Here is a 25,467-nt window from a genome sequence, read left to right on the forward strand (position 1 = left end):
AGTGACTTAGGATTTTTGCGTGCTTATCGATTCCCATTGCCATCTCGATCGCCTTAAGGCGGCGCCCGATCAAGATTCATTGAAGACCTTGCTGACCCAAGCCAAAGAGCGCGGCGTGGAGTATTTCCTGTGCGTCAATGTACGCCAGCAAGGTTTTGCCTCTATGCAGGCGAAAATGGCAGCCTTCGACCAGGTGTTTCTGTCGGCGGGAGTGCATCCGCTGGATGTGCAGGAGGGGCTGGATACGGCGCAGCTGCACAGCTATCTGCAAGATCCTAAGGTGGTCGCCATCGGTGAGACAGGCCTGGATTATTACTACTCGGGCGAGACCAAGACGCTACAACAGCAATGTTTCGAGCAGCAGATCGCCCTGGCGGTCGAGGTAGATAAGCCGTTGATCGTCCACACTCGTGATGCCCGTGAAGATACTATCGCCATGTTGAAAGCAGGTAACGCGGACAAGGTAGGCGGTGTACTGCACTGCTTCACCGAGAATTGGGAGATGGCCAAGGCCGCCATCGACTTGGGCTTCTATATCTCTGTGTCTGGCATAGTGACCTTTAAGAATGCCGGTGAGCTGCGCTCTGTGATCCGCAAGGTGCCAAAGGACAGGCTCCTGGTGGAAACCGATGCGCCGTATCTCGCGCCAGTGCCTCATCGCGGCGAAGAGAACCAACCTGCGTTTGTTCGGGATGTGGCGGAGTTTGTGGCCGAGCTGCGCGGCGAGAAGTATGAAGAACTGGCAGAGTATACAGGTGATAACTTCTTCAGGCTGTTCAAAGACGCGGCTAAGTTAGTGAAAGCCTAGTGGCTGTTGAGTGATACAGGTTCACGGTACTTGGCATATTTAGCGTATTAGCATATTTGGCGGCATTGAGAAATGCCGCTGAGTAAAGCGTTTAAGAAAGGCTGCGCAGAATAGGCTTATCCAACAAGCCAAGAGAAGCAGATAAAAAAAGACCCAAAACTATTCCAATTGTTCTGGGTCTAGGGGAATGGCTCTTTGCAGAGCCGTGCGCTACTGTTTGAGATTGCCTCGAATTTCATCTCAGGCTTTTAGTGTAGTCAAACTCCACCTCACTGCCGGGCTCGTCTAGGCAAATCTCAGATTAAAATGTAACAAAATGTTAATGCATGGCCACTGACGTTAATTCAGTGGCTTTTGCTTTAGCCTGCGCTAGTCGCTTGCTGATCCACTGCAATCGCCGAAGAAGAGCAGATTTTATCCCGCACCAGGTCTCTGGGCAGGCTGTTTTTAAGCTTATTGCCCAGGTGTTTCACCAGGCCTAAGTGAGCGCCCTGGTAGCTGACCAACCGCTCGCCTTGTGGCTTCTCTTTGCTGGCTAAGGCGATATCACGCCCCATCAGGTATTGAATCGCCTGAGCCTCATCAAGGGGGATGCCTCGTGAATTGTCGGCCAGCGCCATCACGGCCTCGTGTCTAGGCTTAAAGCCTTTCTTCAGGGCGTCGGCCAGCTTGAGGCCGATCCGCTGAAAACGGATCTTACCGATGAGTGGCTCGACATTAGTCGGGAACAGCCAATACTCGTCATCTCTCTGCATCAAAATCCCCTGACCATCGAGATTGATACCAAAGCTGGTATCGAAGTAGTCGCAGAGGGCCTGGCGAGACTTCTTGTCGATTGGGGCAAAAGGAAAGTTCTTCTGCTTGCGTGGCTCCTCGCTGTTTCTTGGCAACGCAGCGAGCTTGGTTAGCTTGGCGATGAAGAAGCCTTCGCTGTCGAAGATCTGCGGCCAGACATGGAGGAAGCCTTCGCTGGTGCAGGCCTTCTCGGCGCCGGGGAAGAGCTCGGCAAGGGATTCAAACTGCACCGCATCGCCATAGGTGGCCTTGAGGTGCAAACAGACGTCCTGATTTTCGCGGCGGTTGAGGGTGCAGGTGGAATAAACCAGGCTGCCACCGGGCTTGAGGGCCAGAAAGGCCGACTCGATCAGGTCGCGCTGCACGCTGGCAATGGCCTCTATCTCAGCCTCGTCCCAATGCTTGAGGGCGTCAGGGTCTTTGCGCACAGTACCTTCACCGCCGCACGGGGCGTCGAGCAATATGGCGTCGAAGCTCTCGAACAGATACTCGCCAAACACTCTGGCATCGAAGTGGGTGAGGGCGAGATTACTGGCGCCCATGCGCTGCACGTTGGCATGTAGCACCTTGACCCGGCTAGAGGAGTATTCGTTGGCGACCAACAAGCCTTGGTTGTTCATCAAGGCGGCAAGTTGAGTGGTCTTAGACCCCGGCGCCGAGGCCATATCCAGCAGGGTGAGGGAGGTCGCATCTTCTATCGGCTCGGGAAACAGTGCCTTAGGCGGCAGCATGGAGCTGGCCTCCTGAATATAAAACAGCCCCTGTATATGCTCTACCGTGTTACCCAGCTGCACCGAGTCATCCACCTTGACCCAGAAGCCGTCCTCGCACCAGGGCACAGGTTCAAATTGCCAACCTTTGGCATTCATCATGGTGATAAAGTCAGCAGTCGTTATCTTGAGGGTGTTGACCCTGATGGAGGGACGTAAAGGCTTGGCGCAATAGCTGATAAATTCATCCATCGAGAGATGATCCGGCATATCTTTCGCTATGCTATTGATAAAATTTTGATTTAGTTGAACCATAGGTAACAGAATAGAGATATCGTTAGTCGCCAGTATATCACATCCATTATCGGGCCTTGAGCAAAGCTTGGGGTGAAAGGAGTCTCGGGTGTTAAATCGCGTTTGGTTTGCCTTTTTTGTCACCGCCTTAGTCGCAATCGCCATCAGTCTGTTTCAGGGGCAGTGGCAGATCCTCTCTGCCGTGGTCGATGCCCTGTTTGCCAGTGCCAAATTAGCCGCCGAAATTGCTTTGGGGCTGATAGGCGTGCTTTCCCTATGGATGGGCTTGATGCGAGTGGGAGAGAAGGCGGGTGTGGTGGGCCTCTTTGCCCGTCTGTTTGAGCCTTTACTCAGCCGTTTGATGCCAGAGGTGCCCAGGGGACACCCCGCCTTTGGCAGCGTTACCATGAATTTGACCGCCAATGTGCTGGGGTTAGATAATGCCGCCACGCCGCTAGGGCTCAAGGCGATGCAGGATCTGCAGAGCCTGAACCCGGTGAAGAGTGTGGCTACCAATGCGCAGATCCTTTTTTTGGTGCTCAACACCTCTTCGGTCACCTTAGTGCCAGTCACCGTCTTTCTCTACCGCGCCCAGCAAGGCGCCGAGTCGCCGGCGGATATCTTTCTGCCTATCTTGCTGGCGACCACGGCCTCGACTCTGGTGGGCGTATTAGTGGTGGCCATCTATCAGCGTATCTCACTGCTCAATAGTGTTTTGCTGGGATATGCGGCCTTGATGCTGGCGGCGGTATCTGCCCTAGTATTTTATCTGGGCACTTTAACCGTTTCTGCCATAGGTGAGTTTTCGACGGCGCTTGGCAACGGCATCTTAGTGTTGCTGATCTTCAGCTTCATTCTGGTGGCAGGATTGCGTAAGGTGGCCGTTTATGATGAGTTTGTCGGCGGCGCCAAGGAGGGCTTTACGCAGGCGGTGCAGCTGATCCCTTATCTGCTTGCCATGCTACTGGCCATCGCCTTGCTACGCGCCTCGGGCGCGCTCGACTATCTGCTAGGGGTTATCGCCGCCCTGGTGAATCTGGTCGGGGGGGATACCCGGTTTGTCGATGCCTTGCCAACCGCCTTGATGAAGCCCTTCAGCGGTTCGGGCGCCCGCGCCATGATGCTGGAGACGATGCAGCATTATGGGGTCGACTCCTTTGCCGGTCGCTTAGCGGCCGTGGTGCAGGGGAGCACCGAGACCACCTTCTATGTGCTGGCGGTCTACTTCGGCGCCGTGGGAATACGTAATGGTCGTCATGCTCTGGTGTGCGGCTTAAGCGCGGACTTTGCCGGGATCTGCGCCGCGATCTGGGTCTGTTATCAGTTTTATGGTTGATCGGCGTATGCAGGCAGCAAGGCTGGCGAACTGCCAAGCGGGAATTAGTGACGTAAGTATTGCCGCTAGGGGTGATATCCTAACGGCCTTCAGTGGAAGATGTTGTGAAGCTTAGAAGCGATAGCTTACCGACAGCATTGGGCCGATAAAGCTGTAATACAGGTTATAGTCCGCCACGTTAAGCTGATCTGAGACGCTGTGTTTAAAGTCAACGTCGACCTTGTAGTAGTTAAAGGCGGCTGACATGTGCCAATTCTTGGTGATCTCAGCTTCGACACCGGCGCGGATATCGACCAGGCTGCCCTTGATATCATCGAGCTTGATGTAGAAATACTGTGCGTGAGCGTTGAACTTGAAGCCTGGGCTGAACTCATAGTCGCCATACAGGCCAACGTCCGGCAGTGGCGCCGTGACCTCTTCATCGACAAATCTTGGTGTGGCGGTCTGCGCGCATTGTTGTAGCGTCTCTCCTTTGGCACAGACACCTATGTCACCGTCAAACGCGGTCTTGATAAACATGGTGTGTACGCCCAGGGACAGGCCAAGATTGAAGTTATTCCCCTGATAGAAGTTATAACCATAGCCGAGGCGGGCGATGTCGATATTGAGGGTGGTCTCCAGACGACCGCCGGATTGAATATCGTAAACCTGATCGTCTAGGGTGACTTGAAACGGTATGGTAAGTTTCTGTACTTCGGCGTTGCGGTGCAGCTGTTTCCAGTCGAAATAGATGCTGTGACGCGAGTTGAAATGGTAGCTGGCCTCGAAAAATGGCAGAAACTGCGACTCTTCCAATGCCAAGTCTTCTTCAAAATCAAGCCTGAAATTATTACCCTGAACCGGGTTGGTGACATCCATGCTGGAGTTAGAGTTGGAGTAGAAACCGCCGATTTTTAGCATGACTTCGCTGGGTTCTACCGGTGCCGACACCGAATAGGAATTGGCAGCTCCAGCGGCGAAAACCGAAGAGCTAAAGAGACCCAAGCTAAATATGGCGACCGACTTAATCACTAACTACAACCTCTATCAACTAATAATTATTATAAGTTATTGATTTATTTAGTAAGACTTTTTTACTACGTTATCATTCTAGCAGGATATTTAAAATTGTGAATGATTTGTATCAAAAAATGTCAAGGTTGCGGCGTTTTTGTTGATATTGGGAGCTGGATTACAGAAATAAAAAGGCTCCCGATAGTGTATCGAGAGCCTGGTATTCAAGCTGGCAGCGGGTTAGAAAACCAGTGGCCAGAGGATCAGTAGCCAGGTGATACCACACAGGGCCAGGGCGATAAAGACAGCCGCCGAGGCGATATCTTTTGCCTGTCCGCTTAGGGGATGGATTTCGTGACCGATACGGTCGACCACCGCCTCGATGGCCGAGTTAAGCAACTCGACGATCAAGACTATCATCAGTGTCATGATGAGCAGGATGCGTTCAACCATAGGCACGTCTACCAGTAGTGCGACAGGCAGCATGAAGAGAACCAAGATCAACTCTTGGCGAAAGGCTGCCTCAGATTGCCAAGCAAGCTTAAGGCCTTGCATAGAGAAACCTGTCGCTCTGAAGATACGTTTAATGCCGTGGTTATTTTCCGGTTTCATAGGTGTCCATTTCGTTTGTTCGATTTTGTCAGTGTTGATTTTGTTTGTGTCGTTCTACTGTTTCAGCCTGCCTTTCTCTGATGCAGGCTGGCGAGTTACAAATTGGGCGCTAGTATAACACTCTAGTTACCTCCATAACATCTGCATGAGGGGCTTTGGGCTAAACTTAACGCTTAGCTATCATTCAGTTGCTCAAGGAGGAGCTATGTTGTGTTCTAGTCGCCCTATGGTTATTGGGAGTATTGCTTTACTCCTGAGTTGGCTCTCGCCTGCTGCAACGGCCGCTGAGTCGCTCGAGTTAATCGAGTCGTATAAGCCAGCTGAGCCGCCCAAGGCAGTAGTTGTTGAGGCTAATCAGCTGACGCCAGAACAGCTAAAAACAGAACAGCTTGAGCCTACACAACGAGTCTCGGGCCTCCAATTGGCCGGGAGTCTCGAGGCCGACCGACCTATATCAGAGTATTTGGTGAGCGAAAAGTTCGATGGCGTCAGAGGTCGCTGGACGGGAGAACGTATGCTAACCCGCTCGGGACAGGTTATTAGGCTTCCGGCTTGGTTTATCAAGGGCTTTCCCACGGAGCCCTTAGATGGCGAACTGTGGATTGCTCGCCAGCAGTTTGAGGCGATCTCAGCCCTGGTGCGTGATAAAGATGCCGACCCTGAGCGTTGGCGCGCCGTTCAATTTATGGTCTTCGATTACCCCACTATTGATAAGCCCTTTGCTGAGCGCTATGCCCTCGCCATTAAACGCTACGCAAATTTGTCACCTTTCCTGCAAATTATTCCTCAGTGGCGAATTCAAGACAGTCAGGCGCTGAACGTCGCCTTGGATGAGTGGGTGGCTCAAGGCGCCGAAGGGCTTATGCTGCATCACCAGGCTGCACACTACCTGGCCGGGCGTAACGGTGATCTGGTAAAACTCAAACGCTATCAGGATGCGGAAGCCAAGGTTATCGCTTACTTCGAGGGGAAGGGCAAGTATAGAGGAATGATGGGCGCCCTAGAGGTCGAAACAAATGAAGGCATACGTTTTAAGTTAGGCACAGGCTTTAGCGATGAGCAGCGCCAGCATCCTCCGGCCATTGGCAGCACGGTTACCTACAAGTATTATGGCCTCACCCACAATGGGGTGCCCAGGTTTGCCAGCTTTATGCGGGTACGAGAGCCCTTGTAAGAAGAATGCTAATTAAGAAAGAAAGGAAGGCTATGTCTAAGGTTAACTCTGTCCTATTTGTCTGTCTCGGGAATATCTGCCGTTCACCGACGGCCGAGGCTGTGTTTAGGGGGCTGCTCAGCGAGCGCGGCTTGTCTATCAGCTGCGATTCGGCGGGCACCTCAGCCTACCATGAGGGGGAGGGCCCTGACAGACGGGCGCGCTTGGCAGGCGAGCGCCGCGGACTCGATTTCAGCGGCATTCGCGCCAGAGGCGTGATAGATGAAGATTTTGAGCATTTCGACCTTATCCTGGCGGCCGATAAGGCAAATCTGCGCGATCTGCGTGCGCGCTGCCCGGCTCACCATCAGCATAAGTTGGCGCTGATGCTCTCTTTTCTTGGGGAGGGGGAGCGGGAGGTGCCAGATCCTTACTATGGTGGCGATGATGGCTTCGAGCAGGTGCTGGACTTACTGCAACAGAGCTGTGAAGGGCTGCTGTCACAGATTGCTAAGTAATTAAAATTAGCAGGGTTAATGAGTAGAGTTAAATTAAGCAGAGTTAGCCAAGTGGGGCCTTATAAGGTAAGGCTATAGAAGATAAAACCGCTTGCAACTGACGCCTATTGGAATAGTCCCAAGCGCATCACCTTGCAAGCGGTGTAATGTCAGTATCAGAATCGGACAGCTTAGTCGTTATGACGAACGCCGGAACGTTTCAGGCGCTCGGCCTCGATTTTGGCCTGCTTCTCTGCCTCTTTCTCGGCCAGGATGCGAGCCACTTCCGCCTTCTCTGCCTCGGCCATCTCAGGAGTCTCCAGGGACAACTGACCTATCTTACCCGAGCGGAACTCATGCAGCAGAAGCTCAGAAGCTTTGTGCAGATCGATTCTGCCACCCGGTCTCAGCGCGCCGCGCTTACGGCCGATCGCTTCGAGCAGGCCGATATCGTCATTGGGTAATTCTTTAAGCTTATAACGCTCAAGCATGGCATCGGGATAGGCCTTGAGGAAGTATTCGGCGGCGAACATGGCCACATCTTCATATTCCATAGCCGTATCTTTGATGGCGCCGGTCACCGCCAGGCGATAGCCGCTGGCCTCGTTGTCTACTTTAGGCCAGAGAATGCCCGGGGTGTCTGACAGCACGATGCCATTTTTCAGATTGATACGCTGCTGGGTCTTGGTCACCGCAGGCTCATTACCCGTTTTGGCGATGACTCTTCCTGCCAAGGTATTGATAATGGTTGATTTACCTACGTTAGGGATCCCCATGATCATGGTGCGGATATCTTTCTCTATCTTGTCGCGACTAGGCACCAGCTTACGGCAGAGTTCGGGGACCTTACGCACCTGGGCAGCCTGCAAGGTGGTGATGGCCATCGCCTTTACCCCTTGCTCTTGCTCCAGATAGTCAATCCAGCGTTGGGTGATCTCGGGATCGGCCAGATCTGACTTGTTGAGCAGTTTGATACAGGGTCTGTTACCGCGCAAACTGGTGACCATAGGGTTTTCGCTGCTGTAAGGGATACGGGCGTCGAGTACCTCGATCACTAGATCGACCTGAGGCATCACCTCTGCTATCTCTTTGCGCGCCTTGTGCATATGGCCTGGAAACCACTGAATTGCCATCTCTGTACTCTGTCTCTGTGCAAATTTGGGGAGGGATTTTACCTTGATATGGCTTAAAAATCATAAATAAAAAGCGCCCTGAGGCGCTTTTTATCTTAGTCGAGGAGGTTAGATAACGCCTAATTCTCTCAGACGCTCCATCAGATAGCTGTCGGCGGTGTAACGCTCTGACAGGACCACCTCTGGCTTAGGATGTAGGAAGAGGGGCAGGGAGATGCGCGAGCGTGTTTTGTCGGCGCCTTCTGGGTTGACCACCCTGTGGGTCGTCGATGGGAAGTAGCCGCCCGATGCTTCTTGGAGCATGTCACCTATGTTGATGATCAGGTTACCGAAATCGCTCGGTACGTCTAACCATTCGCCCGATTTGGCCTTTACCTGCAGGCCTGGCTCGTTAGCGGCCGGCAACACGGTAAGCAGGTTGATATCTTCGTGAGCCGCGGCGCGAATGGCGCCTAGCTCTTCGTCACCCGACATCGGTGGATAGTGAAGGATACGCAGCAGCGTCTTGTGGCTGTTCTCGATCATCTTAGGCAGGGCGATAGAGTAATTGACCGCCACTTCTGCCGGTGTATGAGCTTCCACCCAACCTAACAGCTCTTCTGCCAATGCATTGGCTTCCTGGTAATAGCGCAGAATGTTTTCCCTGAGGGAATCGGGGATACGGCCCCAAGGGTAAACATGGTAATACTCTTTAATGTCTTTAACCGTATGACCCTTAGCGGTTTCAGAAACATCGGCCGGGAAGAAACCGTCGTGGGTTTCTGGCTTAAATAGGTAGTCATGTTTCTCATCGCTATTGAAGAAGGCTTGCCACTCTTCATAGATGGTATCTACTAAGGCCTTGTCGATTGGGTGATTTGAGAGTACGCCAAATCCAGTTTCACGCAAGGACTCAACGAAGCGCTGGGCGCTGTCCTGAGCACGGTAATCTATTGTTTCTAATTTCATATTTTGTTTTCTTGTTATTGAACCCCGCAGGCAGTGTACCCCTGGGATCGCCTTTGGGCAATTGGGTGTGATAAAAATCACGTTTTCATTGTTTGGCCATAAGAAGAGGCTAGATCACCACTAATATTTTCATCATTAAAATCATAGGCTAGCTAATAAACAGCCGATAATTGATATAATCATGTAATAACCTACCTATTTACTAGGTCTTTTATCTGCTATTGTGAGTAGTGTGATCTTATTGACCCTAAGGGTCGTATTAGCGGTACAGGAGTGCAAGAGTCTTTAACTATGCGTGAACTAACGGAATTTGAGCGGTATGTGATTGAGAGCAAGGGGACCGAGCGCCCCTTTAGTGGCGAGTATAACCAGCATGATGCGCCTGGTGTCTATCACTGTAAGCGCTGTGATGCGCCTCTCTATCTGTCCGAGCATAAGTTTAACGCCCATTGTGGCTGGCCTGCGTTCGATGATGAGATCCCGGGGGCGGTCAAACGCTTGCCTGATGCCGATGGGCATAGGGTGGAGATAGTGTGCGCTCAGTGCGGCGCGCATTTAGGCCATGTGTTTGAGGGAGAATACCTGACAGACAAAAATTTACGCCACTGCGTAAACTCTGTCTCCATGGTATTCAAAGGTGAAGCGACGCAGCAGAGCGATGACAGTCATATTCGCTGGGCGACCATTGGCGGTGGCTGTTTCTGGTGTCTCGAGGCGGTATTTAGTCAGCTCAGAGGCGTGATAGCGGTGAAGTCTGGCTATGCGGGGGGGGATGCTTCCAGCGCTAACTACCGCGCCGTCTGCGCCGGGGATACGGGCCATGCCGAGGTGGTACAGATAGAGTTCGACAGTCATATCATCAGCTTTGAAGAGCTGCTGGAGGTCTTCTGGCAGAGCCATGATCCCACTACGCTTAATCGGCAGGGTAATGACGTGGGTACTCAGTATCGCTCGGTGATCTTTGCCCATGACGATGAGCAGATTAGGGCCGCAAGTCAGATGATATCCAGGCTGACCGAGGCGAACATCTTCGATAACCCCATAGTCACAGAGCTGGTGGCGCTGGATAACTTCTATCCCGCCGAGTCTTATCACGATGCCTACTTCGAGCAGAATGGGCAACAGCCCTACTGTCAGATGGTGGTCAAGCCCAAGGTGGATAAGATAAAAGCCCTGTTTAAGGAGCGGCTCAAGTCGGGCGGTGGATAATAAAAAAAGGCGCATGATGCGCCTTTTTTGTTGCCAAGGTTTAGCCAGCTTATTTGGAGCTGGATGCCTTAAGAATCGAGTTTGTCGTCGGCCACCTTATAGTGGGGATCTTCTATCAGGTTGACCTCTACCAAGTCGCCCGCCTTATGCAACAGCTGTTTACAGTCATGGCTGAGGTGACGTAGATGCAGTCGTTTACCCGCACTCACATAGCGCTCGGCCAGGGTGTCTATGGCTTCGAGGGCTGAGTGATCGCACACGCGAGAGTTTTGGAAATCGACAATCACATCTTGTGGATCTGTCTTGGCGTGGAACAGCTCTAAGAACTCGGCAACTGAACCGAAGAATAGCGGACCGTTTAGCTTATAGACTTTCCAGCCGTTGGCATCTTCGCTCACATCGACGTTGATGTGTTTGGCATGCTCCCAGGCAAAGACCAGCGCTGAGACGATAACGCCGACAAATACCGCAAAGGCAAGATCGGTAAACACTGTCACCACTGTCACCAGCACTATAACGAAGGCATCATGCTTAGGCACCTTACGCATCACCTTGAAGCTTGCCCACTCGAACGTGCCCAGTACCACCATAAACATCACACCAACAAGCGCGGCCAGCGGAATCATCTCGATAAGCGCCGAGCCGAACAGGATAAAGGTGAGTAGGGCAATGGCCGCCGTGATGCCCGAGAGTCTGCCGCGTCCACCCGAGTTAATGTTGATCATCGACTGACCTATCATGGCACAGCCACCCATGGCGCCGAAGAAGCCACTGGTGATGTTACCTATGCCTTGGCCGACACATTCCTTGTTGCCTTTGCCTCGGGTGCTGGTCATCTCATCGATCACCGTCAGGGTCAGCAGTGATTCGATAAGACCAACGGCCGCCAAGATAAAGGAGTAGGGCAGGATGATCGACAGCGTCTCCAGGTTAAAGGGTACAGAGGGAATGGCGAAGCTCGGCAGGTTACCGGCTATAGTCGCATGCTCGTCACCAGACATGGATTTCAAGAAATCCAGTACGTTGCGGGTATCAAGTTCGAAGTAGACCACGATGGCGGTCACCGTCAGGATCGCCGCTAATGATGACGGAAACGCCGTGGTGAGCTTAGGCAGGAAGTGGATAATCGCCATGGTGAGAGCCACTAGACCCAGCATGAGGATCAATTGATCCTGTGGCAGCCAGGTTAACACACCGTTGGCGTCGGGGACCTTAAACTGGCCAAGTTGCGCCAGAAAGATCACTATGGCCAGACCGTTCACGAAGCCTATCATTACCGGATAGGGCACGATACGGATAAATTTTCCCAGCTTAAACAGGCCACAAGTCACCTGTATCAGGCCTGCCAGCACGACCGCCGCAAAGAGGTATTGCACCCCATGTTCGCTGACCAGTGCCACCATGACAACCGCCATGGCACCCGTGGCGCCAGAGATCATGCCGGGACGACCGCCGATAAGGGCGGTGACCAGTCCCATGATGAAGGCGGCGTATAGGCCGACCATAGGCTCGACACCGGCGACGAAAGCAAAAGCAACGGCTTCGGGGACCAATGCCAAGGCAACCGTGAGTCCCGACAACAGGTCGGCTCTGTGGCTGCTGGTTTTGTGACGAATAAGATCGAACATTTAGCCTCTGTTATTAATATGTTAGTTGAGTGATTTTCGGTCGCGCATACTAGCAAAATAGTGGCGCCAATAAAATAAAAAGCCATGCATTATTGCATGGCTTTTTTGACTTAAGGCTTAGTATACCTTAGGGACGTGCCATTTCCGAGTTTGCGCTGTTACCGCGTTTCGCTGGCTCGGCCGACGCTTCTTTTGCCGTGGCTTCATATTGACGTCCCGATGGGGTGTCGACGAGCGCCCTGGCTTCTACCTCAGGTTTGGTCATGGTAGAACTCACCATGGAACCAAAGCGGCTGGTGGCCTTAGGCGCAGGCTTCTCAGCCTCGTCGCTAGCCTTCTCTTCTGGCTTTTCCTCTGCTGGCGTTGCCTCAACTTTAGCCGCAGGTTTTACCTTAGCGGTTGGGGCTTGCACGGCTGCAGGCTTTGCCATAGGGGCAGAGGCGGCGCTGCTCTCTTTGGCTGCAGGCGCTTCAGTAACTGGCGCTTCAGTTTCAGCCTTAGCTTCAGCTTCGACTTCAGGCGTCTCGACTGGTGCAGTTTCTACTGCCACTGCCTCTTCGGCCTGCGCTGCGACGTCTTCCACTTGAGGAGCCGCTTCCTGGCTGGCCTTAACCTCTTCAGGTGTGCTGGTGAGATCCAGCTCCGCCTGAACTTCCTCTTTCAGACTGGCTTTCGCCTCGCCTGCCAGTGGTAGGCTCTGCTGAGTTTCTTCTACAGAGGTTTCCTCTTCAGAAGCGACTTTGGCCTTAGGTGCACGACGTCTTGACTTAGGCTTGCTCTCTTCTTGAGTAGCTTCTTCAGCGGGTGCTTCCTCGGTGACTGTGGTTTCGGTGACAGTCGTTTCGGCGACTGTAGCTGCTTCGTCAGCCTCTTGCTTAACCGCTTCTTGCTCAGTCGCAGGCGCCTGTACTTCGCTAACGGCTTCAACAACGCTGCCTTCTTGTTCTAGCTGCTCACCCAGCAGAGGCGCAGTTTCCACCTCGTTTGGAATGAAGGCGGGCTCGCCATTGTTAACTTCACCATTGCCTTCTTCATCGCGGCGACGACGTTGACCGGCGGCGCGCAGATGACGTGGGCTACGACGACTACGACGTTGGCCTTCTCTTGGCTCGCGTTTGCCTTCCGACTCACCCTCTTGCTGTTGAGCACTAGCCTCTTCAGCTTGAGCTTCGTCTGCATGCGCTTCGACTTGTGCTGTCACTTCGGTATCGACTGCTGCTTGAGGCTCGTTTGCGGCTTGAGTCTCGACAGCTGGCTGCTCGCTGGCTGTGTCTTCAGCGGCGACTTGCTCGGCTTGAGTCTCTTCCTCTAGCTTGTCGGCTTTATCCTGCTTAGGCTTACTCTTACGTGGCTGACGCTTCTGACGCTGCGGCTTATCGTCTGCAGTGGCTTCTGCGGCTGGCACTTGTACCTGCTCGTCGTTTGCCTTCTCGGCAACCTCGACGGCGAGTGCGGCCTCATCGGCGAGCTGCTGCTCAGACTGCACACGTACCTTGCGGCGCATGTTGCGGCGTTGACGACGCTCGCGAGCGGCTTCTTGCTTTGGCTGTTGCGCTTGGCTTTCTGTGTCTTTGCTCTGACTCTGCGGCTTGTCATCACGGTCACGCTTTTGGCGTTTCTCGTTACGGCTCTTCGCACTGCGGCTATCCGCGTCATCAGGCTTGGCACTACGGCTGCGCTTGTTGTCGGTCTCTTTGCCTTCGTCGCGGCTCTTACGTGTATCGTTGCGACGGTTGTTGCGACGAGTGTTACGGTTTTGCGCGTTGCGACGAGGCTGCTCTTTCTTGACCTCTTCCTTTGGCTGCTCTGGCTCACCACCAAACAGCTTGCCGATGGCGGCAAATAGCTTGGCGATCAAACCTGGCTCTTGAGCCTTTTCAGCTGGCTTGGCTGGTGCGGGAGCCGCCTGGGTTGGCGCATCCTTAACCGGCGTCGAGAAGCCTTTCAGTGCTGGCTCAGGTGATGCGGCGCGCTCTAGTTTGCGCGGCTCGTAGAGCTTAGACTCAGGCTGCTCGAGCAGCTTGTAGCTTGACTCGCTGATCTGATCGTCTTTGCGGTGACGGGTCACACGGTAGTCAGGTGTCGTCATGTTTGGATCAGGGATCACGTAGACTTCAACATCATGACGCTGCTCAGTGATACGAATGGCTTTACGCTTCTCGTTGAGCAGGAAGGCGGCAACATCGACAGGGACGATCGCTTCAATCTGAGAGGTGTTCTCTTTGATCGCTTCCTCTTCCATCAGACGCAGGATAGAGAGCGCCAGTGACTCGGTACCACGGATGGTGCCCTGACCATGACAGCGTGGACACAGGTGCGCTGCAGACTCTTCCAGTGACGGACGCAGACGCTGACGCGACATCTCCATCAGACCGAAGCGAGAGATGCGTCCTAGTTGCACACGGGCTCTGTCGTGATGCACGGCGTCGCGCATTCTGTTTTCGACTTCGCGTTGGTGTCTGACCGGTGTCATGTCGATGAAGTCGATAACGACCAGGCCGCCCAAGTCACGCAGACGCAGCTGACGGGCAATCTCGTCGGCCGCTTCAAGGTTGGTATTGAGCGCAGTTTCTTCGATATCGCCGCCCTTAGTGGCGCGGGCCGAGTTGATATCGATTGAGGTCAGTGCTTCGGTTGGATCGATAACGATAGAACCGCCAGAAGGAAGACGCACTTCACGCTGGAAGGCCGATTCGATCTGAGTTTCAATCTGGAAATGGGTAAACAGCGGTACTTCCGCCTCGTAGCGCTTGATACGATCGACAAAGTCTGGACGTACCAAAGCCACGTGTTGTTTGGCCTGTTCGTAGATACGCTGATGGTCGATCAGGACTTCGCCTACGTCGCGGCGCAGGTAGTCACGGATGGCGCGTACGATAACGTTACTTTCCTGATGGATCAGGAAAGGTGCAGGGCGGTTTTGCGCCGCTTCTTCGATGGCAGCCCAGTGGTGCTGAAGAACCTTAAGGTCCCATTTCAGCTCGGCTGCGTCTTTACCTACACCGGCGGTGCGCACGATAAGCCCCATGCCTTGTGGCACTTCTAGCTCTGACATGGCCGCTTTTAGCTCGGTACGCTCATCACCTTCGATTCGGCGAGAGATACCGCCGGCGCGAGGGTTGTTTGGCATAAGCACCAGGTAAGAGCCTGCTAGACTGATGAAGGTGGTCAGGGCCGCGCCCTTGTTGCCACGCTCTTCTTTGTCAATCTGTACTATGACTTCCTGACCTTCTTTAACCACCTCTTTGATGTTAGGACGGCCTTGGAAAGAGTAACCTTTAGGGAAGTATTCGCGTGCAATTTCTTTGAGGGGAAGGAAACCATGACGCTCGGCGCCATAGTCGACGAAAGCCGCTTCGAGAGAGGGTTCTACGCGGGTGATTTTACCCTTGTAGATGTTGGCTTTCTTCTGCTCGTGACCAGGACTCTCAATGTCGAGATCGTACAGTTGTTGCCCATCAACGAGGGCAACGCGCAACTCTTCAGATTGAGTCGCATTAATTAACATCCGTTTCATGATGACGTATTTCTTCTTAAAATAAGGTCATCAAACGTAGCTGTTGTCGATGCATTACGGGCCCAGAATGGTAAGTGGAGCCTCACGGCTTGGGTCTGGGCTAGGGTGCGCAATCTCTGTAAGACGCAATCGCTGCGTGTCGCACCCTATTTATGGCTTATTTTTTAAAATCGCTAAAAACAAGGAATTCGTTGTTAAACGTCAACCAACCCCATAAATTCTAATGTACTTTCCGGTAATGCCAAAATCGATAAGTGCTCGTCTGACGACAAGTTAATAGTAAACTTCGAAATTTGGGGGCGCTATTCTTAGAGAAACCACGTTGAAATGTGGCATTGATACTGTGTTTAGTCGTTTAAACTCGTTTTCTCGGTTTATTTTTATCCAACGACTTGTAAGTCAATCACTTACTACTCAGTAAAAATGGCTTTTAGTCTCCGCTCTTCGCGCCTGCATTGGGGGATTTGTGAACACTTTATTCACTATTTATCCCCATTGGCGTGGCAAATATAGCAACAATCCTGAAAATCAGCAAATGGAAAGGCACAAAACTTGTTATCTGATGTACAATGTGCAGCTTGAAAGAGACAAGGCGTAGCATGAACAATCAACAAGCGTTAAATAAAGTCGAACTGGTAACGATCGACGAGGATAACCTTGGCCAGCGAATCGATAATTTTCTGGTCACTAAACTGAAAGGCGTCCCCAAGAGCATGATCTACCGTATCGTGCGTAAGGGCGAGGTGCGCGTTAACAAGAAGCGGATCAAGCCCGAATATAAGCTGCAAGACGGTGATGTAGTGCGAATCCCGCCTGTTCGCGTCTCCGCCAGCGAGGACAAGCCAGGCCCAAGTGCCAAGTTGACTAAGGTGTCGCAGCTTGAGGGGCGCATCCTGTTTGAAGACAAGGCCATCATAGTGCTTAACAAGCCCGCAGGCATTGCTGTGCATGGTGGCAGTGGCGTGGATTTCGGTGTGATTGAGGCGATGCGCTCGCTTAGACCGCAGCAGAAGTTTCTTGAATTAGTCCACCGCTTAGATAAGGAAACTTCGGGCGTCTTGTTGATCGCCAAGAAGCGCAGCGCGCTTAAACACCTGCATGATCAGCTGCGTTACAAGAAGATGCAGAAGGACTACATGGCCTTGGTTCGTGGAGAGTGGCAAAATCATGACAAGGTGATCAATGCGCCGCTGTTGAAACTCACCCTTAAATCGGGCGAGCGTATCGTGCGGGTCAACCAGGAGGGTAAACCCTCGGAAACCCGTTTTAAGATAATGCAGCGTTATCAAGGTGCCACCCTGGTGCAGGCCAGTCCGGTTACCGGACGTACTCATCAGATCCGTGTGCATTGCCAGTATGCCGGACACCCCATCGCCTGTGACGAGAAATACAGCGAGCAGAAGTTCGATGATGCCATGCGCGAGTTGGGCCTTAATCGTCTCTTTCTCCATGCCGCCCAGCTTAAATTTACCCATCCAGTGACCGAAGAGGTGATGCAGGTGAAGGCGCCACTGGATAAGGCACTACAAGACTTGTTGAATAAATTGGATAAGGCATGAAACGTTACGATTTAGTGATATTCGACTGGGATGGCACTCTGATGGACTCGGTCAGCAAGATAGTGGCCTGCATGCAGCAGACCGCCAGGGAGCTGAGCATGATGGTGCCGAGCGAGCAAGCAATTCGCGACATTATAGGTCTGTCGATGAATGAAGCGCTAAATGTGCTGCATCCGAGCGCCTGCGAGCAGACCCGTCAGAATATGGTTAGCGTGTATCGCCAGCAGTATCTGCAGCTTAATCAAACCCCGAGCCCAGTGTTTGACGGCGCCGAGCAGCTACTCCTGTCCCTCAAGGCGTCCGGGCATCAACTGGCAGTGGCCACCGGCAAGGCCCGCGCCGGGTTAGACAGGGTGCTCAATGAGACAGGTTTTCATCAGCACTTTGTGGCCAGTCGCTGCGCCGATGAAGCAAAGAGTAAGCCTCACCCGCAGATGTTGCACGAGCTGCTCTCACTGCTCGATGTTGCTCCCGAGAAGGCGGTGATGATTGGCGATTCGGTGCACGATCTCAACATGGCCAGCAATGCGGGAATCGATGGCATAGGAGTGAGTTATGGCGCCCATTCGGCGTTGAAGCTGCAAGAAGCCAACCCTGTCGCCATCGCCGAGCATCCGCTGGCGCTGCTACCACTCATCACTGGCGAGCCTCATTAAGCCGCTTACGGCGCTTGTTGCGGTACATTGATTTGTCCGCCAGACAGATAAGCGCCGAGACATCTCTCTGATCCGGCTCGACCCAGTGACAGCCGATACTTGCAGCAAGCCTAAGATGATCTCCCTCATGCTTAATGCCTTCGTCAAGCATCTGATTAAGGCTTAGGCAGAGACCGGAGAGGGCGCGGCTTTTGTCGCTCTCATCCTGAGCATCGAAGCTATGTAAAATGATAAACTCGTCGCCGCCAATCCGCGCCACCATCTCAGCCTCGGGGCATACCTTTCTTAAGATCTCGGCAACCTTCTGCAGTACCTTGTCGCCAACCAGGTGGTTGTAGTTGTCGTTGATCAGCTTGAAATCATCCAGATCCAGATAGAGCACGGCCAAATCTGCTTGGCTTTGGGGCTGACTAGAGAGCAGCTCGGCGAAGTGATTAAACAACGCCAGACGATTAGGCAGCTGGGTCAGCGAGTCATGAAAGGCCAGATATTCACTTTGCTCTTTTGCCTTATGCAGCTCGGTAATGTTATGAGCCGAGACTATGACCCCGCTTATCTGGCCATTTTCATCCTGGTGCGGGTTGTGATGGACGTTGAGGTATTGCGGCTCGGACACTGAAGGGGGATGGATGCGGGTCTGGGTGTTGATCGATTCCCCGGCGAAGGATCTGTCTAGCAGTGGCTTGAGGTGAGTCTCGAATATCGCCTTGCCGTGGATCTCGCTGGCATGTTTACCGATGATCTCACTTGCATCACAGTTCAGCAGGTGCTCATAGCCTTTAGACACCACATGATAGCGATAGTCGAGGCCGACGAAGGACATCATGTGGTGGGTCGATGCGATCATCTCCTTGTGCATTGACAATTCCCTCGACATCAGCAGGCGCTTGTACTCGATACCGATTCGCTGGGCGAGTAGCCGGAAAAACTCCCGTGACTTAGTGTTTTCCCGCTGGGGGAGGGTATCCATGACTAAGATATGCCCAATCGGGCCGCCTTCGTCGTCCAGGATCAACTCGGCCTGGTAGCTGACTGCGCCGAGATCTTTGATGAGCTGAAAGTCGGGAAAGCGCTGCTGCAGATCATTTGCATACAAGAGATGGGTATTGGGATAGCGCATCTGATAGATGGCTTCACAGGGGGAACCCATAAGATCGAATTCAAATCCGGGAATGGTTTGTTTCACGTCGCAAAAAGCGACCACCTCTATTTTCCCGCGATGAATCGAGGGGCGGGCGAAGGCCGCCCAGCGACACTGAGTCACCAGCGCGAGTGCTTTTAGGGCTCGCTGAAAAAATCGCTCGTCGATACAGGGGGCGGCGAGCAAGGCAAGCGCTTCTTCGAGATCGGTCATAATAACTAACCACCCAAATGCAATTGACTTCCTTGTCGCTAAGTTATTGGCGTATGAAAATCTTAAACTTCAAAGTAGCTAGTTTTTATCCGTTTGTGAAGCCTGGATTTAGTGAATAAAACTAAACATGCTTGATTGTGTGGAGCGAATGCCTAACGGTGGGCTGCGGTAAGGCGTTGCGAAGGCCTTTGTCCTGGATTTGAATCTGCCAACCGTGGTGAAACCGGTTGGCACATACGTTCTGGTGAATACCTACTTGTGAACAAGTGCTGGTGAATAGTGCTAGTGATTAAGGTCTGACGATTCACTATCAGCTATTAGCGGACGAGCTTTATTTCGTCGCCGGCGCCAAGATGTCCACCCCTTGCTTAAGCAACATCTGGGTGAGGGCGATCAGAGGCAAGCCAACCAGAGTATTGGGGTCCCGTCCCTCGAGTCGCTCAAACAGGGCGATGCCCAGGCCTTCAGATTTGAAGCTGCCCGCGCAGTAGAGCGGCTGCTCGGTGTCGACATAGTATTTGATCTGTTCAGTCGTTAGCGCCCTGAAGTGTACGATGAAGGTTTCGCAGATCACCTCGCTCGTCTCATCGGCCACGTTAAACAGCGCAAGGCCGGTATAGAAGGTGATGGATTTACCTGAGACGCGCTCGAGCTGTGCAATGGCGTTGGCACGAGTCAGCGGCTTACCTATGATGTCGCCATCGACCACGGCGACTTGATCTGAGCCTATGATGAGCCCGCTCTGACGGCCCACTGCTCCCGCCTTGGCCTTGGCTAATGCCAGGCGTGTTACCAGTTGCTGAGCCGATTCGCCTGCAATCGGGGTCTCGTCGACCTCTGGGGCGCAGGTATCAAACTCGATAGCGAGTTTTTGAAGCAGAGACTGACGAAATACCGAGGTGGAGGCGAGTATGATAGGTGGGGTCATGGTTTAACCTTTTTATCTGTTATCTGTTATCTGCTATCTGTTATCTATTGCGGAGCAAAGCTTTATGTAAGTGGCGGCTATAATAAGCCATCTTGGGTAAAAATGCAGAATAGAGTCGTGTAGAAGACGAAATGGGCGAGTAAAGTTTTCACCAATAGGCACAAAAATGAATGCATGCTTAGACCGACAAGCAAGGTGCGGACTATATTTAGGCAAGGGTAATAAAAAGAGGCGACTAAGGCCGCGCGAATGCTTCTATTTTAAGCGTGCGGGGCTTGAGTATCCATTGGCCCTTGGGTAAAATTTTCACTCCAACAATTTTTGAATTATTGATGGGTTTTATCGCTTTCGTTAACGGGATCGATAAAGGAGATAAATTTTCCTTTGACTCAAGGTAATTCAAACTATAATATGCGCGCCTTATGCAAACAGTAAAGATACCGGTTTCAATTGATCCTATACGCGCAGCGGCCAGCAAGCTTTCTTATGAAGGCATTGTACCCGGTGTGCAGCTAAAGCGATTAAATGAGTTATGTGCCGGCGACTGTTCCGATGTGGCAGTGTCGCTTGAATGTGGTGTAGATATACAGGGGATAGTCTACCTGAAAGGGAAGGCTGTGACGGAGCTCACTCTGATATGTCAACGTTGCATGACGCTTTTTACCACTGAGGTTACGGTCGACTTTTGTTTTAGCCCTTGCGGGTCTGAGGCAGAAATCGATGAGCTCCCGGATGCGTATGACCCTATTGAGTGCAATGAGATAGGTGAGATTCGTCTGCATCAATTGATTGAAGATGAATTGATAGTAGCTATGCCTTTGATTCCGATGCATGCAGAAGAAAGCTGCAGCAAAGGCGATCAGGATGTAGTAGTAGGCGAGATTGAACCCGCTCAAGAGGAGCGTCCAAATCCGTTTGCAGTGTTAGAAAAACTGAAGAGCAAGTAATCTAGGAGACAGGTCAAATGGCTGTACAACAGAATAAAAAATCTCGTTCAAAGCGCGGTATGCGCCGTTCACACGACGCGTTGAGCACTGCTCAACTGTCAGTTGATGCAACGAGTGGTGAACTACACCGTCGTCACAACGTGACTGCAGACGGTTACTACCGTGGTCAAAAGGTTATCAACAAGTAATCTGTTGATTGCCGATGACTAATCTGACGCTTGCGTTAGATGCGATGGGGGGCGACTTTGGCCCCCGCATCACAGTGCCTGCAACCCTGCAGGCACTTCGCTTATACCCCTTCTTACACGTCATCATGGTGGGTGACAGGTCGCAAATCGAACCTCTACTAAGCCACCTTGAATCTGATTTACTCTCGCGTATTGAACTCGTGCACACCACAGAAGTGGTGAAGATGTGCGATAGACCCGTGCATGCGCTGCGCAACTGCAAGCAAAGTTCTATGCGTCTGGCGATCGAGCTGGTACGAGACAAGAAGGCGCAGGCCTGTTTAAGCGCGGGTAATACCGGGGCCCTGATGGCCATCTCCAAGGTGTTACTCAAGACGCTTCCCGGCATAGATAGACCCGCCCTAGTTAGCTGCTTACCGGCAGTCAATCATAAACCCGTGTATCTGCTCGATCTCGGTGCCAACGTATCCTGCTGCTCGGAAACCCTGTTTCAGTTTGCGGTGATGGGCTCTGTTCTGTGTGAGGCGGTGGATAAGAATCCAGCCCCAAAGGTGGCCCTGCTCAACGTGGGCATCGAAGAGATCAAGGGTAACGATCAGGTACAGCAGGCGGGGCAACTACTGCAACAGAGTCCGCAGCTCAATTACGCCGGATTTATTGAAGGCGATGACATCTATTCGGGTAATGTCGACGTCATCGTCTGTGACGGTTTCGTTGGCAACATTACCCTGAAAACCTCAGAGGGGATCGCAAGGCTCCTCGTCCATCAGTTGAAGAAAGGCTTAACTCAAGGCTTTTTTGTACGATTACTGGCCAAGTTAATCGCCCCGCGCATTAATAGTGTTTTAAATCAGATGAACCCCGACCACTATAACGGAGCAAGTCTGATAGGATTGCGCGGAATTGTAGTAAAAAGTCATGGAAGTGCGGATGAATCTGCCTATTTACAAGCAATTAGTTTGGCAGTGACCGAAGCACAACGTCGACTCCCCAAGATGATCGAAGAGCGTCTTGAGTCGATCCTTTTAGACATAAATAACTGATATCTCCTTATGCATACAAAAATTCTCGGAACTGGTAGTTATTTGCCAGCGCAAGTCCGTAGCAATCAAGATCTGGAAAAGATGGTGGATACCAGTGACCAGTGGATTGTTGAACGTACCGGTATTTCAGAGCGCAGAATAGCCGCCGAAGACGAATCAGTATCAACCATGGGCTACGCCGCTGCCGTGCGCGCCCTGGAAATGGCTGGGGTAGACCCTAGCGAGCTGGATATGATCGTATGTGGCACCACGAGCGCCAATAACGCCTTTCCTGCCGCGGCCTGTGAAATTCAGGCGATGCTGGGCGTGCATACCATTCCGGCCTTCGATGTCGCCGCCGCCTGCTCTGGCTTTGTCTACGCGTTATCGGTTGCCGATCAGTTTGTGAAGACGGGCGCCGCCAAGAAAGTCTTGGTGATTGGCGCCGATGTCCTGTCACGTCTGTGTGAGCCTGAAGATCGCACCACCATCATTTTGTTCGGTGATGGCGCCGGGGCCGCCGTTGTGGGCGCGTCAGAAGAGCCGGGTATCATCTCAACCCATATCTACGCCGATGGCCGTCAAGGCGATCTGCTCAAATGTTCCTTCCCGCCAAGAGCCAGTGAGTCTTCAGAGGCCGTCGGCTATATGACGATGAAGGGCAACGATGTCTTCAAGGTCGCCGTGACTCAGCTTTCCCATGTGGTCACAGAGACGCTACGCATCAACCAGATTGATAAATCTGAGATCGACTGGTTGGTGCCTCATCAGGCGAATTTCCGCATCATCAAGGCGACCGCCAAGAAGCTCGACATGAGCCTGGACAAGGTGGTATTGACCCTGGCCAAACATGGTAATACTTCGGCCGCCTCTGTGCCTATCGCCCTGGATGAGGCGGTGCGCGACGGACGTATTCAACGTGGTCAGCTTCTGCTTCTCGAAGCCTTCGGTGCCGGATTTGCCTGGGGCAGCGCGCTCGTTCGTTTTTAGTCGATTTTAGTACTAGAATACATTGATTTAGTAAAGGTATATAAAAATGGAAAAGATTGCTTATGTCTTCCCTGGGCAAGGTTCTCAGGCCGTAGGCATGTTGGCCGACCTGGCGGCGGAACATGAAGTCGTCGGTCAAACCTTCGCCGAAGCGAGCGAAGTGTTAGGCTATGATCTGTGGCAACTGGTACAAGAGGGACCTGCCGAGTCTCTGAATCAGACCGATAAGACCCAGCCTGCATTGCTTACCGCAAGCGTCGCCATCTGGCGAGCGATCCAAGCCACTTCTGCGTCTAAGCCAGCCCTGCTTGCCGGCCACAGCCTAGGTGAGTACTCGGCGCTGGTGTGCGCCGGTGTTATCGATTTTAAAGACGCTGTTAAATTGGTTGAGCTACGTGGTCAGCTGATGCAACAGGCTGTGCCTGCTGGCACTGGCGCCATGTTTGCGATTATCGGTCTGGATAACGACGGCATCGCTAAGGCCTGTGAAGAGGCGGCCCAGGGTGAGGTGGTTGCACCGGTTAACTTTAACAGCCCTGGTCAAGTGGTCATCGCTGGTGAGAAAGCGGCGGTTGAGCGTGCGGCAGATGCCTGTAAAGCGGTCGGTGCCAAGATGGCCGTTGCCTTGCCTGTGAGCGTGCCGTCTCACTGTCAATTGATGAAGCCTGCGGCGGATGAACTAGCCAAGGCCCTGGACGCGCTAAGCTTCAGTGCGCCTAGCATTCCTGTTGTCAACAACGTCGATGTCGCCACGCCTGAGTCAGTTGAAGCCATTAAAGATGCCCTAGTGCGTCAGCTTTACTGCCCGGTCAGATGGTCTGAGACCGTTGAGAAGATGGCCGCTGAGGGCGTCAGCCAGCTGGTTGAAGTGGGCCCTGGTAAGGTACTTACCGGGTTAGCGAAAAGAATTAATAAATCGCTGAGCGCGAAAGTGGCGAACGATCCCGCCTCTGTTGCCGCGCTGAGTGAATAAGGAGCAATAGATGAGTTTCAATCTAGATTTAACCGGCAAGGTTGCCTTGGTAACTGGTGCTAGCCGCGGTATTGGCCGTGCGGTTGCAGAAACATTGGTTGAGGCCGGTGCGCTGGTTATCGGCACTGCGACCAGCGAGCGCGGCGCAGCCGCTATCCAGGAATATCTGGGTGATAAAGGTCATGGATTAGTATTAAATGTCACCGACGGTGAGTCAATTGACCATTTATTTGCCTCGATCAAAGAAAAAGTCGGTGAAGTTGATATTCTGGTAAACAATGCGGGTATCACGCGCGACAATCTCTTGATGCGTATGAAGGAAGATGAGTGGACGGATATCATAGATACCAACCTGACCTCTCTCTATCGCACCTCTAAGCAGGTGTTACGTGCAATGATGAAGAAGCGCAGTGGCCGTATTATTAACATTGGCTCTGTTGTAGGCACAATGGGCAATGCAGGTCAGACAAACTATTGCGCAGCTAAGGCTGGTTTGATTGGATTTACAAAATCTCTTGCAAGAGAGGTTGCATCTCGTCAAATAACAGTGAATGCTATTGCTCCTGGGTTTATCCAGACCGATATGACGGATGAGCTGACGGAAGAGCAGCAAAAAGGTATTATGTCACAAGTTCCTATGGAAAGACTGGGACAGCCGCAAGAGATTGCAAATGCTGTACTGTTTTTAGCATCGGATTCAGCGGCTTACATTACAGGGGAAACTCTGCATGTAAACGGCGGCATGTACATGGTTTAAACGTCGGTTATAACAACTGACTGATTTTGATTGATTTTTGGCGTAGACTTACGTAGGTTTTGTGGTTAGACCACAAAAGTTAAGCTTGCATTGTGTGCCAAATTGAATAAACTACTCGCAATCTTACGCAAGTGCGTAATTTGAATAGGAAAGAAAACTAATGAGCAACATCGAAGAACGTGTAAAGAAAATCATTATCGAGCAACTGGGCGTTAAAGAAGAAGACGTAAAACCAGCAGCATCTTTCGTTGACGACCTAGGTGCAGATTCTCTGGACACCGTTGAGTTGGTAATGGCTCTAGAAGAAGAGTTTGACACTGAGATCCCTGATGAAGAAGCTGAAAAGATCACTACTGTTCAAGCAGCGATCGATTACGTTTCTAAGAATCAGTAATACTGAATTCTCTAAAACAGGCGGCAATTATGCCGCCTGTTTTTGTTTGAGGGCTAGCAGCAGGAG

Annotated in this window: 23 protein-coding genes; 14 read left to right on the forward strand and 9 right to left on the reverse strand. The window is 52.3% G+C overall.

Translation table 11 applies throughout. From position 1 onward, the window contains the following. Positions 1-19: 19 nt before the first annotated feature. Positions 20-808 (forward strand): TatD family hydrolase, encoded by a 789-nt coding sequence (locus tag K0J45_RS08035; protein WP_220044906.1) that lies wholly within the window; start codon positions 20-22, stop codon positions 806-808. 359 nt (positions 809-1,167) lie between these two features. Here the strand turns inward: K0J45_RS08035 and rsmF are convergent, their stop codons facing one another. Further along, positions 1,168-2,628 carry a 16S rRNA (cytosine(1407)-C(5))-methyltransferase RsmF gene (gene rsmF, locus K0J45_RS08040; protein ID WP_220044907.1) on the reverse strand — a complete coding sequence of 487 codons (1,461 nt, stop codon included), beginning with the start codon at positions 2,626-2,628 and terminating at the stop codon, positions 1,168-1,170. Between the two features lie 88 nt (positions 2,629-2,716). On the opposite strand from rsmF, the gene K0J45_RS08045 reads away from it, so the two are divergent. Beyond that, entirely contained in the window at positions 2,717-3,943 is a 1,227-nt protein-coding gene (locus K0J45_RS08045) for a nucleoside recognition domain-containing protein (RefSeq protein ID WP_011865383.1), read from the forward strand. 111 nt (positions 3,944-4,054) lie between these two features. Here the strand turns inward: K0J45_RS08045 and K0J45_RS08050 are convergent, their stop codons facing one another. Beyond that, positions 4,055-4,927: a DUF481 domain-containing protein gene (locus K0J45_RS08050; protein WP_144199389.1), complete on the reverse strand. Its 873-nt coding sequence runs from the start codon at positions 4,925-4,927 to the stop codon at positions 4,055-4,057. A gap of 249 nt (positions 4,928-5,176) precedes the next feature. Continuing rightward, on the reverse strand, positions 5,177-5,548 hold the full coding sequence (locus K0J45_RS08055; protein ID WP_144198713.1) for a diacylglycerol kinase: 372 nt from the start codon (positions 5,546-5,548) through the stop codon (positions 5,177-5,179). A gap of 358 nt (positions 5,549-5,906) precedes the next feature. Here K0J45_RS08055 and K0J45_RS08060 point away from each other — a divergent pair, with 358 nt between their 5' ends. Continuing rightward, on the forward strand, positions 5,907-6,722 hold the full coding sequence (locus tag K0J45_RS08060) for a DNA ligase (protein WP_220045255.1): 816 nt from the start codon (positions 5,907-5,909) through the stop codon (positions 6,720-6,722). A 32-nt stretch (positions 6,723-6,754) separates the two neighbouring features. Further along, positions 6,755-7,219, forward strand: a complete 465-nt coding sequence (locus K0J45_RS08065; protein ID WP_220044908.1) for a low molecular weight protein-tyrosine-phosphatase — start codon at positions 6,755-6,757, stop codon at positions 7,217-7,219. Between the two features lie 170 nt (positions 7,220-7,389). Here the strand turns inward: K0J45_RS08065 and ylqF are convergent, their stop codons facing one another. Both ylqF and K0J45_RS08075 read right to left on the reverse strand, forming a co-directional pair. Beyond that, positions 7,390-8,331 (reverse strand): ribosome biogenesis GTPase YlqF, encoded by a 942-nt coding sequence (ylqF, locus tag K0J45_RS08070; protein WP_011865388.1) that lies wholly within the window; start codon positions 8,329-8,331, stop codon positions 7,390-7,392. Positions 8,332-8,439: 108 nt separating this feature from the next. Then, positions 8,440-9,279: an isopenicillin N synthase family dioxygenase gene (locus tag K0J45_RS08075; RefSeq protein WP_011865389.1), complete on the reverse strand. Its 840-nt coding sequence runs from the start codon at positions 9,277-9,279 to the stop codon at positions 8,440-8,442. Between the two features lie 291 nt (positions 9,280-9,570). Between K0J45_RS08075 and K0J45_RS08080 the strand changes: the two genes are divergently transcribed. Beyond that, on the forward strand, positions 9,571-10,488 hold the full coding sequence (locus tag K0J45_RS08080) for a bifunctional methionine sulfoxide reductase B/A protein (protein ID WP_220044909.1): 918 nt from the start codon (positions 9,571-9,573) through the stop codon (positions 10,486-10,488). Between the two features lie 68 nt (positions 10,489-10,556). Here K0J45_RS08080 and K0J45_RS08085 read toward each other — a convergent pair whose 3' ends face one another. Continuing rightward, positions 10,557-12,116 carry a SulP family inorganic anion transporter gene (locus K0J45_RS08085; RefSeq protein WP_220044910.1) on the reverse strand — a complete coding sequence of 520 codons (1,560 nt, stop codon included), beginning with the start codon at positions 12,114-12,116 and terminating at the stop codon, positions 10,557-10,559. Positions 12,117-12,243: 127 nt separating this feature from the next. Beyond that, positions 12,244-15,633, reverse strand: a complete 3,390-nt coding sequence (rne, locus tag K0J45_RS08090; protein WP_220044911.1) for a ribonuclease E — start codon at positions 15,631-15,633, stop codon at positions 12,244-12,246. Positions 15,634-16,232: 599 nt separating this feature from the next. Between rne and rluC the strand changes: the two genes are divergently transcribed. Beyond that, positions 16,233-17,192: a 23S rRNA pseudouridine(955/2504/2580) synthase RluC gene (gene rluC, locus K0J45_RS08095; protein ID WP_220044912.1), complete on the forward strand. Its 960-nt coding sequence runs from the start codon at positions 16,233-16,235 to the stop codon at positions 17,190-17,192. Beyond that, positions 17,189-17,848, forward strand: coding sequence for an HAD-IA family hydrolase (locus K0J45_RS08100; RefSeq protein ID WP_220044913.1), 660 nt, complete (start codon positions 17,189-17,191; stop codon positions 17,846-17,848). Before rluC ends, K0J45_RS08100 begins: the two co-directional genes overlap by 4 nt. Here the strand turns inward: K0J45_RS08100 and K0J45_RS08105 are convergent. Together K0J45_RS08105 and K0J45_RS08110 are read right to left on the reverse strand one after the other, a co-directional pair. Continuing rightward, on the reverse strand, positions 17,829-19,202 hold the full coding sequence (locus K0J45_RS08105) for a sensor domain-containing diguanylate cyclase (RefSeq protein ID WP_220044914.1): 1,374 nt from the start codon (positions 19,200-19,202) through the stop codon (positions 17,829-17,831). The genes K0J45_RS08100 and K0J45_RS08105 overlap by 20 nt on opposite strands. 331 nt (positions 19,203-19,533) lie before the next feature. Continuing rightward, positions 19,534-20,130, reverse strand: a complete 597-nt coding sequence (locus K0J45_RS08110; RefSeq protein ID WP_220044915.1) for a Maf family protein — start codon at positions 20,128-20,130, stop codon at positions 19,534-19,536. Positions 20,131-20,552: 422 nt separating this feature from the next. Between K0J45_RS08110 and yceD the strand changes: the two genes are divergently transcribed. The 7 genes from yceD (at position 20,553) to acpP (ending at position 25,401) form a co-directional block, all read left to right on the forward strand. After that, the gene (gene yceD, locus K0J45_RS08115; protein WP_011865397.1) at positions 20,553-21,077 is read left to right on the forward strand and encodes a 23S rRNA accumulation protein YceD; all 525 of its coding nucleotides are present in this window, start codon (positions 20,553-20,555) and stop codon (positions 21,075-21,077) included. Between the two features lie 17 nt (positions 21,078-21,094). Further along, entirely contained in the window at positions 21,095-21,265 is a 171-nt protein-coding gene (gene rpmF / locus K0J45_RS08120) for a 50S ribosomal protein L32 (RefSeq protein WP_011865398.1), read from the forward strand. A gap of 14 nt (positions 21,266-21,279) precedes the next feature. Continuing rightward, complete coding sequence (plsX, locus tag K0J45_RS08125) at positions 21,280-22,308, forward strand: phosphate acyltransferase PlsX (protein ID WP_011865399.1); 1,029 nt, start codon at positions 21,280-21,282, stop codon at positions 22,306-22,308. 9 nt (positions 22,309-22,317) lie between these two features. Continuing rightward, entirely contained in the window at positions 22,318-23,277 is a 960-nt protein-coding gene (locus K0J45_RS08130) for a beta-ketoacyl-ACP synthase III (protein WP_011865400.1), read from the forward strand. Between the two features lie 46 nt (positions 23,278-23,323). Beyond that, positions 23,324-24,250: an ACP S-malonyltransferase gene (gene fabD, locus K0J45_RS08135; RefSeq protein WP_220044916.1), complete on the forward strand. Its 927-nt coding sequence runs from the start codon at positions 23,324-23,326 to the stop codon at positions 24,248-24,250. Between the two features lie 10 nt (positions 24,251-24,260). Next, complete coding sequence (gene fabG, locus K0J45_RS08140; protein WP_144198741.1) at positions 24,261-25,007, forward strand: 3-oxoacyl-ACP reductase FabG; 747 nt, start codon at positions 24,261-24,263, stop codon at positions 25,005-25,007. A gap of 160 nt (positions 25,008-25,167) precedes the next feature. Beyond that, positions 25,168-25,401, forward strand: coding sequence for an acyl carrier protein (gene acpP / locus K0J45_RS08145; protein WP_011865403.1), 234 nt, complete (start codon positions 25,168-25,170; stop codon positions 25,399-25,401). The last annotated feature ends 66 nt before the right edge of the window (positions 25,402-25,467 follow it).

The sequence above is a fragment of the Shewanella alkalitolerans genome, from assembly GCF_019457575.1.
In the GTDB taxonomy this organism is placed as follows: Bacteria; Pseudomonadota; Gammaproteobacteria; order Enterobacterales; family Shewanellaceae; genus Shewanella; species Shewanella loihica.